The organism is Veillonella parvula (assembly GCF_047241225.1).
Lineage (GTDB): Bacteria > Bacillota > Negativicutes > Veillonellales > Veillonellaceae > Veillonella > Veillonella parvula_O.
The window spans coordinates 571,705-585,831 of sequence record NZ_JBKTIE010000002.1; the positions used below are offsets into that span (position 1 = coordinate 571,705).

At 42.0% G+C, this 14,127-nt stretch carries 5 protein-coding genes and 1 pseudogene; 5 read left to right on the top strand and 1 reads right to left on the bottom strand.

From position 1 onward, the window contains the following. Window positions 1–980: autotransporter outer membrane beta-barrel domain-containing protein (locus tag ACLRYO_RS06025; RefSeq protein ID WP_413084741.1), on the top strand; the 980-nt coding region annotated here is incomplete at its 5' end. 619 nt (window positions 981–1,599) lie between these two features. On the opposite strand, the gene ACLRYO_RS06030 is transcribed toward ACLRYO_RS06025, so the two are convergent. Further along, the gene (locus ACLRYO_RS06030; protein ID WP_287501372.1) at window positions 1,600–3,009 is read right to left on the bottom strand and encodes a YadA-like family protein; all 1,410 of its coding nucleotides are present in this window, start codon (window positions 3,007–3,009) and stop codon (window positions 1,600–1,602) included. A gap of 391 nt (window positions 3,010–3,400) precedes the next feature. Between ACLRYO_RS06030 and ACLRYO_RS06035 the strand changes: the two genes are divergently transcribed. The 4 genes and pseudogenes from ACLRYO_RS06035 to ACLRYO_RS06050 form a co-directional block, all read left to right on the top strand. After that, window positions 3,401–4,444: an inverse autotransporter beta domain-containing protein gene (locus ACLRYO_RS06035; RefSeq protein WP_287501373.1), complete on the top strand. Its 1,044-nt coding sequence runs from the start codon at window positions 3,401–3,403 to the stop codon at window positions 4,442–4,444. Then, the gene (locus ACLRYO_RS06040) at window positions 4,434–4,574 is read left to right on the top strand and encodes a hypothetical protein (RefSeq protein WP_180773334.1); all 141 of its coding nucleotides are present in this window, start codon (window positions 4,434–4,436) and stop codon (window positions 4,572–4,574) included. The genes ACLRYO_RS06035 and ACLRYO_RS06040 overlap by 11 nt, the downstream gene beginning before the upstream one ends. A gap of 531 nt (window positions 4,575–5,105) precedes the next feature. Further along, the gene (locus tag ACLRYO_RS06045; protein WP_413084742.1) at window positions 5,106–13,841 is read left to right on the top strand and encodes a YadA-like family protein; all 8,736 of its coding nucleotides are present in this window, start codon (window positions 5,106–5,108) and stop codon (window positions 13,839–13,841) included. An 87-nt stretch (window positions 13,842–13,928) separates the two neighbouring features. Continuing rightward, window positions 13,929–14,127: pseudogene (locus ACLRYO_RS06050) on the top strand (hypothetical protein); the annotation flags it as partial.

Consider the following 14,127-nt stretch of genomic DNA (forward strand, 5'->3'; position numbering starts at 1 on the left):
AACCAACACCGCAACCGACTCCAAAAACTGAGGAAAAACAAGTACCAGCTCTTGAGCAGAATCCTCAGATGAATGTCAATATGGGTGCCTTTGATACGCCACATATGCGTGGTACTCGTTCCGCCATCATGAGTAATATTAATGGTTGGAGAACGTTGACAGATAATATGTATCGTTCACGCGTATTACAACAAGGTGAACCAACAGGTATTTGGGCTCGCGTTGGTGGAGGTAAATACAACTTTAATGGAAGCGGAATCGATACAGATACAACATACACGCGTATCCAAGGTGGTTACGATGCTAAAACTGGTAGCGGTTGGACCGTAGGTGGTCAAGTTTCTTATCTTCGTGGTAACGATGATTACGTTTTGAACGGCTCTGGTAAGGAAAAAGCCTTTGCTGTTGGTGCGTATGGTTTGAAAAATCTTGGTAACAACCAATATATCCATATTGAGTCCCAAGTAGGTCGTGCATCTAACGATTTCACTGTTCGTAATGAGATTGGTGAAAAATTTTCTGGTGAGACTAAAGCTAATGCGTATACAATTGGTGCACGCTATGGTAAAACCGTGAAACTTTCTAATGGTACATATATCGAGCCACAAGCACAATTGAGCTATACTCACTTTGGTGGTGATAGCTTCAATGCTGGCAGTATGAAAGTAGATCAGTCTGGTGTGAGCAGTACAGTAGGCGGTCTTGGCCTTGAAATCGGTAAACATTTCGGCGCAGGTAATCTATATACTCGTCTTGGTGTTAACCATGCATTCTCTGGTACAGTAAAAACTACATATACTAGTGGTGCTACTACTAAATACACTTCCGAGGACATTAAAGGCACTTGGACAGATTTAGCCTTTGGAGGTCGCTACGGTTTTAATGCAAATAACAGCATCTTTGCTGATATTAGTACAGGTCTATCTGGTGATTATAAGGCCGGTTGGTCTGTAAATGCAGGATTTACACATAAATTTTAAGCGAATTATTAATAGATAGGAGCGATTTTAGTACATCGATAATTGCATGATAGGTAAAGTCGTCTATTGATTCATTCATATATTTCTTTAAAACGTTTCTTATTGTATCGAGCATTAGTTCGACTTATAATAGGATTAGGATAGCCAACGAGGTTGGGCCTCTCTTCGTTAATGAAGGGAGGGGTGTCTATGAGTGATTATGAGTTAATCATGCTAATTCTAGAGGTAATAACTGTAGTTATTGCCTTTGGAGCACTTGTGGCTCTTATTTGTCTTGGAAAAGACAAATAGCCCTTCGTTACCCGTAACTGGATAACTGAAAGGCCATTTCATCAATTATTTATAGTTCTGAGATGAGCCTAACGGAACCACTCGCTTGGCTATCTACCTATATTATAGGGATAAAAATATATATCGTCAAATTGAGATGAAATACATTATTATAATAACTACATATAAATAATCATAAAAGCTGTACATACATAGTTTAGATTGAACGGCTTTGATGTCAAAACCAATGTAACATCAAAGGTGGTTCAAAAATCGACTGTGTGTACAGCTTTTTGGTTTTAGTGTGTTTTTGTGAAAGTAGTCATAGGACTACCATAAAGTGATCTTATTATTTTTCAAGTTTGTCTACCAAGCGTTTTACTGTTTCTTGTAGATCTTTATTTTGAGTTTCTAATGCTTGTACGCGTTGTTCTAGTGCGTTATAAGAGGCAGGGGACATAGCAGTAGACAAAGATTTTCCCGGTTTATAGGTGATGCCTACATTGGCCATAACGTGATTGTTCATCGTAAATCCTGTGGTGAGTAAAAGATTATCTTTGTGATAATAGCCTACACCTAGAGCTACTGCATTCGCATTTTTATAATGACCGTAGCCTGCCATGTATTGAACGCGATTATCTGGATCATATGGTAGTGGATGCAATGCGGCTAACGCAGCGGCACGAGCATCGCCTTTATTGGATTCTGATTCGACACGTTGTACCTCTTGAGATACATGTTGTACAGATTTTTCAATGGTGCTGATAGAATTATTAAGTTGTTGACTTGTACTTTTACCAAGGGTATCAATCATTTGATGAACGCCGTAGAGTTGGGAGCCGTTGACCGCATCTGTAGAGGTAGCACTCACGCGACCTGCTGCGAGATTGGTGATTGTCCGTTCCTTGCCCTTAGCCCCTACGGATACTGTTGATACAGGGGCAGTGCCGGCATAGTTGACGGTAGTACCATTTTCAAAGGTATGACTTGCTGTACCGACTACATCGCCGTCAGCGGAATCATTGCCAAGGACAACTCCGTTTTTTAGAGAGGTAGTCACATTATTGCCGAGAACAAAGGTGTTTTCTCCAGAAATATGGTTGTAATTACCTATACTGTAAGAATTGGCCGCATCAATAGCTGTTTTACCGTATTGGCCTTGACCGAATACGCCAGATGCAGTCGCTTTTTCAGATAGTGTGTTATAAGAGCCTACGGCCAAACCTTTCGCGGCATTTACATTCACATAATGCCCTACGGCAAGGTTGAACTGACCATTTACTGTCGAATTTGACCCGATGGCTACAGAATTGCTGGCTTTACTGTTAGCACCCTGGAAGTTCCCAATCCACACGTTTTTATCACCTGCGGATTTTTCCCCTGATTGAGTCCCCATGACAATGGAGTTCGTCAACTGGCTTGCATTACCTGCGGCGAAACCGACGGTTATGTTAAAATCGCCAGTACTGTCTCGAAATGACTTCGCCCCAAGGTTGATATTGCCACCGCCTGATGAGCCGGCCCCAGCAGCTGAACCTAAGGCTATGTTATTGCCTTGGGCATTGGGCCCCTTTCCTTTTCCGTTCGCCGCACCGGCATTCTCACCGAGGGTGATGTTGCCGCCTGTTCCTGCGGTGAAAGTTTGACCTTCCTTGCCGATGTTACCATTGTTATCAACGATATTAACCGGCGCCGCATAAACTGAGGCGGATAAAGCTACCATTACAACACTTGCTAATACAAAACGTTTCTTACTCATCGTATACACTCCTTTGTGTACAAACAAACTTTCACAAAACTTTCATAAAAAGACTTACATGGCTACTATAATACCAAAAAGGTATATTGTAAATAGAATATTCACATAATTTCAATAAATATACAATATATTCTATAGGTATTTATAGTTGATAAGAAATCTTTGACACATAATTATAAAGTTTAAATATTTATTTATTCTATCAATTGCAATCTATATGCATTGACAATTCTCTATATATTTATATAAAATAGAAATAATTTCATGTATTGTTCATGATGAAATCATGAGTCATCGGTATATGTAATCGTGTGTAATTAAGTATTATGTACATAATTAAGTATGTACGGTATTAAGTAATGAGAAGTGTGTTTGTACGTAAGAGTGTGTAATGAAATATATAATCGTGTTGATGAGTGCCCTTTGCATGTTCGTTATGCCCGTATCGGGGGAGCAGGTAAATAAAGCAGAGCAGCCTATGCAGGGGACTACGGTAAAACAAGTTCATAGTGAAAGTAAGACCGTATTATCTGACGACTTAGATACATTCCATGTTAATTCATCTCATACTCCAGATCATGTCATCGGTCAGGGCGGATTGGAGATGCCAGACTCCACAGATAAAAAGACGACTCGTTATTCCGATACGGATGCGGTCAACTCTGCGTTGCAGGCGGTGGTCATGACTGGTGTTCATTCCGCAATGCACGGATCGAAGGCGAAACCGTGGATGCAGCGAACCGTCTTGTCATTGCGCTTTCAGAAAAACTGGAAGCCCTTGTACGGTGTGGAAACATTGCAGCCGTTAGGTCATTATGATGAGACATCTCGTCATGTGTGGTTTACACAGGAGCGGTTGGCGAATGCAGCGGATACAGGAACGACGGCGAATGTAGGCATCGGTTATCGCCGAATTGCAGTGAACGATGAACACTATTACGGTGGCAATCTGTTTTATGACCATCGGTTCAGAGGCAATCACGGTCGCATGAGTGTCGGGCTGGAGTACGTGTCGGGGATTGGTGCGTTTCGCATGAACTGGTATCGCGGTGTGTCTGGTGAGCGTTCCCTTGATGGTGCGACACGCATGGAAAATGTGTCTAACGGATATACTGCGGAGTACGGGACTAGCTTCAAGAATGCCCGTTGGGCGCGCGTGTATATGGAGGCCTATCGTTGGCAGTTGCGGCACAGTGCGGATAAGCATGGTTTGCGAATCGGTACCGAGTTGCAGCTCACACCGAGGATTTCTGTTGATATGGGCTATAATAAACCGGAGCATAAGCACGGTAGCCCTTACGGTAAGGTTATGTTCCGTCTAGCCGGTGTCGATACGGCTTGGTTTGGTGGTAACCATCGATCGGATACAAAAACATCGGTTCGTGCTAATATGTTGGAAAATGTGCGTCGTCAACATACGGTGTATGTTGATTAACAGTGTTGTCGTTGATGATCGACTCATATCTGAATTTGGACCTGAAATGGTATTATTCCGTGTGGATACCATTGCCAAGAATCATGAAGAACAACCAACTATTGAACGTATAAGGATCAATAAAAAATAGAATATCTATATAAATATTTATATATAATCTATATTTATATTGTAAGAGCCGAGGCTCTAGGGCCTCGGCTTTTTCGTGTACCTGTAGATGATAATCCTTCTGTATATAAAATTATCTTATCTATGAAAGTATTAAACTGAAAAGTTTAAAAATATGAAATTGATTACGTAATTACAATAATCGTTATATCCCGATATGTGGATTTATCGTAATAATTGATAGGAAAGATGAAGATTCTATTTCTTAAAATTAAAAAGTATTAAATATAAAATAAATAAACGATAAAAATGAAGAAAAGATGAAAAAGTTGTTTACAAGATAGAAATTTTTTGATATTGTATAGCCGTGGGTGAGTATATGATGATACATCATAAATATTTATAGTATTCGAATCGTAATTTGGAATACTATTATTCTGTGCAAGAAGTGTAGATGATAACTAATCGTTATGCTTCTTCTTTTTATTTTGTTTGCAATATGAGGAAACACAAGTGCTGTGTTTTACTAAGTTTTTGGTAAGGAAGGATAATTATGAATCGAATTTATAATGTCATTTGGAGTAAGACAAAAAAATGCTATGTAGTAGTATCTGAAATCGTAAAAACAGGTGGCGGCAAGGTGAAATCCATACAAAGCGGTACAACCTGGGCACGCATGAGTGCGATTATGGCGGTGGCTGCATTATTGATGGGTGGTAATATTTCTACTGTTTATGCGGCCGGCGATCATACTGCTATGATTATTGATGGTGTAAATGGTGCTGGGTATGTTACTGGCAAACCACAGTCTAGTGATGGTAGTTATTTATACAACTATCAAAATCCAGGGAATTTAAAACCATTTGATAATAGTAATGATAGCAGCAATTATACAACAAATATGTTCTCCGGTATTTCTATCGGTAGCAATACAAATATACGAGAAGGTAGTACAAACTATTACTCTGGTTTAGCGATTGGTAACTATGCTCAAGCTACAGGTGGTATTTCCTTTGCTTTAGGACATTATGCACAAGCCTTATCTCCATCTGCTATGGCTCTTGGTACAGCTACAAAGGCGAGCGGATTTAACTCCTTGGCTATGATGCGTCAATCCGCTGCAGAAGGTGAGTTCTCTGCAGCATTAGGTACTGCATCTTGGGCAAAGGGCAACGGTAGTTTTGCCATGGGTTATTCTGCTACGGCAAAAGCAGATCAATCTATTGCCATTGGTGCGGCAGAAACTATAAAATTGCCTGGTCAACAACATGGTACTCCTAGTGCACAATATAATGCCAACGGTAATACCGTAACAGAAGGTGTTCGTTCCCTTGCATTCGGGACAAAGGCGAGAACATCTACTGCTGCATCTGACTCCATGGCATTCGGTTCTTCATCCAGTACGGGTGGTGCCAATGCGGTAGCTATGGGTTATAGTGCTAATGCTAGTGCAGAGAATGCCTTTGCTATCGGTAATACGGCGCAATCATCCGCACAAAATGCGGTAGCGATGGGTAAAAGTGCAACTGCAAGTGGTGCAAACAGTTTTGCTATGGGTAATCAGGCTAAAACAACAGGTGCTGATGCTATCGCTATGGGCAGTACTGCTGAAGCAACTAAATCCAACTCCATCGCATTAGGGGGTAATGCGAAATCTCTAGGTGCAGATGCGCTTGCGCTTGGCGGTGCGTCTAATGCCTCCAAAGATGGTGCGATTGCAATTGGTAAAGAAGCAAAAGCGAACAATACTAATACGACAGCTATCGGTCTTGGTGCTACTGTTACAGGTACTAACTCCATGGCTATCGGTACAAATGCTAAGGCTGAGTCCAATAACTCTTTGGCATTAGGTGCTGGTACGGAAGTAAGAGGTACCTTGGTTAATGGGTACTCTGCTTTTACTAACCAACAAAATAACAATGTTGCAAACGGTGTAGTTGCAGTAGGTAACGTAGGTTCTGAACGCCGTATCATCAACGTAGCAGGTGGTGAAAACGATACTGACGCAACAAATGTAAAACAATTAAAATTTGTAAACAGTAATTTGGCAAAATCCATCGCAGGTCCTACTTATACGGGCTATGAAGCGAATGGTTCTACATATAAAGCGCCTGATTTCAATATCAAGAATAGCACATACCATACGGTAAAAGAAGCTGTTGAAGCGGCACAAACGAATTTCTTCAGTGCTAAAGGCACATCTGCCGATGCGAACTACGATAACACAGGTGCTACAGGCAATAACGCTACAGCAGCCGGTGTACGTACTTCTGCAGCAGGTAACTTTGCTACAGCTGTCGGTGCTGATGCGACTGCAGCTAATGCAAACAGTACTGCTATCGGTTATAAAGCTAAATCCAGCGTAGATGACGGCGTTGCATTGGGTGCGAATTCCGTTGCTTCCGTTGCGGCCGGTAAAGCAGGTTATAATGTTAAAACTGCAGACAGCCGTACAAACGGATATAGCGGATTGACAGGCGCTGCGTTGACATCCACTATGGGTGCGGTGTCCGTAGGTGACGGTGGTACAAAAACTCGTCAAATCACAAACGTAGCTGCAGGTACAGCTGATACTGACGCTGTTAATGTGGCACAATTGCGCAATGTTAATTTAAAAGTAGCCGGCAACAGCGGTAAAAATGACGTTTTATTGGACAACCAAACATTGACTGTAAAAGGCGACGGCTCTTATGTTACGACATCTGTTAACAACCAAACAATCGATGTGGCTTTGACTGATGCAACTAAGAAGAAGATTGATAACGCAGCAAATCAAGATTTATCCAATATTACCAATGCTGGTAAAAAGAATATTACTGCATTAGGTACTATTGTACAGGCCGGTAATAATGTAACTGTTGGGGCTCCTGCAGTAGATCCTACTACAGGTCAAAAAACATATACTGTAAATGGCATGGATACAAAGGTATCCTTGGGTACTAGTGGTTTAATGACACTTTCAGGTGGCCAACCTGACGCAAGTGGTGTACGTAATTACACTGTAGATGTAGATCCAACTAAAGTGGCAAAAACTGACTTGTCCAACATTACGGACGGCGGTAAATCCGTTATCCGTGATGAAGCTCAAAAAGCAGTTAAAGTTGTTGCTGGTAAAAACACAACGATTACAGAAGGTACTGACGGTACATATAAAACATATAAAGTTGACGTAGATGCTCCTGACTATCAATTAGTTGAAAATAGCAGTGCTGCTGATAAGGCCTACACTGTATCCGGTAATAAGGTTGACTTGACTGTACAAGATGCTAAAAACCCTGCGAATAAGAAAACTGTAACTATCAAGGATATCGCGTCTAAAACAGAGCTTGATAATACAAAAACAGAGCTTATTAATAAAGGTCTTAAATTCGATGCTGATAATGGTGGCGAAAAAACAAATAAATTGGGCTCCAAGGTAACTGTAGCCGGTGACGGTACTAACATTAATACTACGATTACGCAGACCGGCGACGATACAAAGATTAAGGTTGCATTGGGTCAAGACATCAATGTTAATACGGTAACAGCTACAAAAACTGTAAAAGCTGGTACTGCTACTGTGGGTACCCAATCTGTAACAGATAACAAAGGTGCTGCTCAGAACGGTAACTTTGTATCCGGTTTGGACAATAAAGATTGGACATTAACTGATCCTGCCTATGTATCTGGCCGTGCGGCAACAGAAGATCAACTTAAGATTGTTAGTGATGCTGTGAAAGCGGCTAACGCAAGTGCTTCTGACTACCGTTTAATCGCTAATCCGAACAATGCGGCAGACGGTTCCTATAAGGTTGAAAACAATCAAGTAGACTTGAAAGTAAAAGACGAAAAATCCAGTGACGTTAAAACTGTAACGATTAAGGATATTGCGTCCAAAACTGAACTAGATAAGGTAAAAGATCGTTCTGTGAAATACGATGGTAATACAGGTCATGACACAGTAACATTAGAAGGTGCTAATGGTACAAAGATTACCAACTTGAAAGATGGTAACGTAGCGGCTGGCTCTAAAGACGCTGTAAACGGTGGTCAATTACATCAAGTTAAGCAGGATCTTGGTGACCAAATCACAAATACTAAAAATGATTTAAACAATAAGATTGATACAACTAAACAAGATCTTATTGATAAGGGTCTTAAATTCGACGCTAATACAGGCGGCGAAAAAACAAATAAATTGGGCTCCAAAGTAGCAGTTAAGGGGGATAACTCTAATATCATTACAGAAATCTCTCAAGATGCTAACGGCGATAGCACAATTGATGTAAAACTTGGTAAAAACCTCAATGTAGAAACAATTACTGCAACCGGTGCAAATGGTAAAGACGGTAAAATCGGCATCAACGGTAAAGACGGTGTAACAACTAACATTTCCGTTACTCGTGACGGTCAACCTGGTGTAGATGGTGCTCCTGGCACGACTACAACTCGTATTACGTACCAAAAACCTGATGGCACGAACGAAGAAGTGGCAACCTTGAACGATGGCCTTAAATTCAAAGGCGACATGGGTGCTACATCTAATGTTAAACTTAACAAACAAGTGGACATCACAGGTGGCGTAACAAGTGCTTCTGATCTTGCTACAGGTAATAATATCGGTGTTACTTCTGTGGCTGTCGGTGCAGACGGCAATGCAAAATTACAATTGCAATTGGCGAAAAACTTGACCGGTTTGCAATCTGTAACGGCATCTGACACTGTGAAAGCAGGCACTGCCACTGTAGGTAATCATACGGTAGCGGATAAAAAAGGTGGCAATCAAACTGGTAACTTTGTAACAGGTTTAGATAATAGAACTTGGGACATTTCAGATCCTACGTATGTAGAGGGACGCGCAGCGACAGAAGACCAACTTAAGAAGGTTAGCGATGCTTTGAAAGCATCTAATGCAAGTGCTACAGATTACCGCTTAATTGCTAATCCGAACAACGCCGTAGACGGCTCTTATAAAGTTGAAAACAATCAAGTTGACTTGAAGGTAAAAGACGAAAAATCCGGTGATGTTAAAACTGTAACGATTAAGGATGTTGCGTCCAAAACTGAATTGGATAAGGTAAAAGACCGCTCCGTAAAATATGACGGTAACACAGGCCATGACACAGTAACATTGGAAGGCCCTAACGGTACAAAAATTACTAACTTGAAAGACGGCAATGTAGCGGCAGGTTCTAAAGATGCTGTAAACGGCGGTCAATTACATCAAGTAAAACAAGACCTTGGCGATCAAATTACGAATACCAAGAATGACTTGATTAACACAGGTCTTAAATTCAATGCCAATGTAGGCGGTGTACAAACTAACAAATTAGGCTCCACTGTTACAATTCAAGGTGAAGGTACTGCAGCTGACGCTGATTACAGTGGTGAAAACCTCAAAACTTTCATCAAACAGGATGCAGCGACAGGTAATACGACTATCGATGTGAAGATGAATAAAAACCTTAAGGCTGAATCTGTGAAGGTTGGCAAAGATGGTAAGGACGGCGTATCTATTACAGGTCCTGACACAGCGAACGGTACAGATGGCAAGGTAGCTGTTACTGATAAAAACGGTAAAGAAGCAGTTTCTATTTCCGGTAAGGACGGCGTAGGCCACATCGGCTTGACAGGCCCTGCAGGAACGAACGGCGTTAATGGTACAAATGGTATCGACTTATCCGTAAAACCTGGTTACGATGATTCTGCTACAGGCGTTAAAGGCGAAAAAGGTGTAGACGGTACAAACGGTCTTACACGTATCGTTTACAAAGACGGCAACGGCGAGCACCAAGTTGCGACTATGAAAGACGGTTTACAATTCACTGGTAACAACTCTGGTACCGTGAATAAACAAAAATTGAATTCCTTGGTAAAAGTACAAGGTGAAGGTGTAACTGAAGCTGAATCTGCAACGTTCAAGAGCGCAGCCGGCAATATCAACGTAAAAGCTGATGGCACTAACAAATTGGAACTTCAATTGGCGAAAGACCTTAAAAATCTTGATTCCGTAACGGCTGCTAAGACTGTGAAAGCAGGCGGTGCTACTATGGGTAGTCAAACTGTTAACAATGCGGCCGGCGACAGCGAAACAGGCAATTATGTAACAGGCCTTGATAATAAAGATTGGGATGCAAGTAAGATTGTATCCGGTCGTGCGGCAACGGAAGATCAATTGAAAAAAGCGTTGGATGCACAAAGTGCTAACTCCACTGATTATCGTTTGATCAGAAATCAAGCGGCAGGCTCCAATGGAGACTACACTGTGGATGCGAACGGCGATGTAGCGTTGACTGTACAAGATAAGAATCATCCAGATAAAACAGAAACCGTTACCATCAAAGACGTTGCTTCTAAATCCAAACTTGATAAATTGAATGACCGTGCTGTTAAGTATGATTTGGATGCTACTGGTAATCCTGATAAATCCAAGGTAACTTACGAAGGTCCTGCATACAATAACAAACAAGGCGGCACTCATGTGACGAACTTGGCGTACGCTACCGGCAATGATGGCAGCGAAGCGGTTAATGTGGACTACTTGAATGACAAAATTAAAGATAGTGCGGACGCATTAACTAATAAAGGTTTGAAATTCGATGCTAACCAAGGCGGCGAAAAAACTAACAAGCTTGGCTCCAAAGTGACTATTAAAGGTGAAGGTACTGCAGCTGACGGAGATTACAGCGGCGAAAACATCAAGACTTTCATCAAGCAAGATGCACAAACCGGTGATACTACTATTGACGTGAAGATGAATAAAAACCTTAAAGCTGAATCCGTGAAAGTTGGCAAAGACGGTAAGGACGGTGTGTCCATTACAGGTCCTGACACTGCGAACGGTACAGACGGCAAGGTGGCTGTTACTGGTAAGGACGGCAAAGAAGCTGTATCCATTTCCGGTAAGGACGGTATCGGTCATATTGGTCTTAACGGTAAAGACGGCCGTAGCGCTGACATTTCTGTTGAAAAAGGTGATCCGGATCTCAACGGTAAGGAAATCACTCGTATTAAATACACTGATGAAAACGGTAAGACACATCAAGTGGCAACCAAAGATGACGGTATGGCATACGGTGGTGATTCCGGTAATGTTATCAAGAAAAAACTTAATGAACAATTGGACATTAAGGGCGGCCTAACAAACGAAGATGATTTGACTGAAAACAATATTGGTGTTATCAGCAAAGATAACATTCTCAATGTTCGTTTGGCAAAAGACCTTAAAGACTTGAACTCCATTACTTTCAACAACGGAGCTAACGGTGCAAACGGTAAAACCGTTGTAAACGGCGCAGGCATGACTATCAATGATGCAGCTGGTAAACCGTTGACAGCTGTTACAAAAGACGGCGTGAAGATTACCGATGGTCCATCTATGACGAAGGACGGCATCGATGCAGCAGGCAAGAAGGTTACTAATGTTCAAGACGGTACGGTTGCCAAAGATAGCAAAGACGCTGTTAACGGCGGTCAATTGCATAGTGCTGTTGAAAGCCTTAAAACCAATGGTTTCGGTCTTGAAGCGGAAGACGGTCAATCCGTGAAGAAACCTCTTGGTGAAACTGTTAAGGTTAAAGGTGATGAGAAGAATATCAAAACATCCGTAGACGGCGGCGCTGTTAAGGTAGAATTGAAAAAAGACATCACTGTAGACACTGTAACAGCTAATACTGTAACAACAGGCAACACTAAGATGGATACAAATGGCGTTACTATCAAGGACGGCGCTAATGAAGCGACTAAGTTGACTAAAGACGGCTTGCAAATCAATGATGGTAGCAATAAAGCTGTTACTATCAACAAAGATGGCTTAACAATCGAAAACGGTCCTAAGGTAACAAAAGACGGTATCGATGCAGCTGATAAGAAGATTACTAATGTGGCTGATGGTACTATTGGCGCTGGTAGCAAGGACGCTGTAAACGGCGGTCAATTGCATACAGCTATTGAAGATATCAAAACTACAGGCTTCGGTCTTAAAGCGGAAGATGGTAACTCTGTGAAGAAACCTCTTGGTGAGACAATCGACCTAAAAGGTGACGGCAACATCAAAACTTCCGTGGACAATGGCGCTATCAAAATGGCCTTGAACGATAAGATCACTCTTGGTCAAGATCCAGCAAAACAAGTTAAGATTGATGGATCCACGGGTACTGTTACAGCCGGTGAGGGCGCAAAGCAAGTTAAAATGGACGGCACAGCAGGTACGATTACAGCTGGCAACGGTGGCAATCAAGTTAAGATTGACGGCAATGACGGTTCCGTAATGGCAAATACTGTGAAAGCTGGCGATGTAGTCGTAGGGAAACAAACTTCCAACGGTAAAGAAGGTAACTTCGTAACAGGTTTGGATAACAAAACTTGGGATCCTGAAAATCCTGTAGCAGTTCCTGGTCGTGCCGCAACAGAAGATCAATTGAAAGCTGTTAATGACGACTTCAATAACAAAGCAAGAACAGGTCGTGTATTCCAAGGTGACCAACCTGGTGATAGCGGTAAAGTGGTTCGTGGATTGGGAGATACTATGAACCTTAAAGGCGGTGCGGATGTGAACCGTTTGGCAGACAACAATATCGGTGTTGTGAAAAACGCTGCTGGTGATGGTTACAATATCAAGTTGGCGAAAGACTTGAAAGGTCTTGAGTCCGTAACTACTACAGATGCTGCTGGTAATACAACTGTTATGAACGGTGGCGGCGTGACAATTACACCTGCTCAAGGTAATGCTGTAAGCCTTACTAAAGACGGCCTTAACAACGGTGGTAATAGAATTACTAATGTTGGCCCTGGTGTAGATGGCACTGATGCGGTTAATGTAAATCAATTGAGCAGTGCTATGCGTAGTGTGGATGGTAAAATCGCTGATGTAGGTGCGACTAGTGCAGCTATTTCCGGCCTCAAACCTTTACAATATGATCCATTGGAACCAACTCAAGTATTGGCTGCTGTAGGTCACTATAAAGGCAGCACAGCTGCAGCTGTAGGCGTGGCGCACTATACTAATGAATCTACAATGTTCCATATGGGCGTATCTCTTGGCGGTCATGACAACATGATTAATGCGGGCGTATCCTACAAATTTGGTACATCCGACGCTAAGAAAGCGGTTCCTGCACGTTACAAAGCCGGCCCTATCAGCTCTGCATATGTATTGCAGGATGAAGTGACTGCTTTAAAAGCTGAAAATGAACGTATGAAACAACATGACCTAGAGTTAACTGCTAAATACGATCAAGTACAACGCGATAATGAAGAAATGAAAGCTCAAATCGCATTGTTGATGCAACAAGCAGGTCTTACAAAATAATCGAATCTGAATATTCGAGTTCTTAACCACTCATGTAAGGATTGTGAAAGCCGCCCTTTCCGGGGCGGCTCATCATAAGGAGGAAGTATGAAATTCAAAACATTTATGCCTGTATTGGCACTTGCTTGTGTATGCGCGGTAGGTCAAGCGGATGCGGCTCAAGATCGATTGATGATGCCAGAACAACCGGCTGAACCATTGAATGTGCTTGAAACAGAAGTGGCCCTTTCCGTGCCTAGCGAAGAAGTTCGCGACGTAGTGAATGCTTTCACACAATTCCAATTGG

Coding starts and splice junctions, on each gene's coding strand:
- ACLRYO_RS06035 (WP_287501373.1), top strand. CDS start 3,401: ATGAAATATATAATCGTGTTGATGAGTGCCCTTTGCATGTTCGTTATG.
- ACLRYO_RS06040 (WP_180773334.1), top strand. CDS start 4,434: ATGTTGATTAACAGTGTTGTCGTTGATGATCGACTCATATCTGAATTT.
- ACLRYO_RS06030 (WP_287501372.1), bottom strand. CDS start 3,009: ATGAGTAAGAAACGTTTTGTATTAGCAAGTGTTGTAATGGTAGCTTTA.
- ACLRYO_RS06045 (WP_413084742.1), top strand. CDS start 5,106: ATGAATCGAATTTATAATGTCATTTGGAGTAAGACAAAAAAATGCTAT.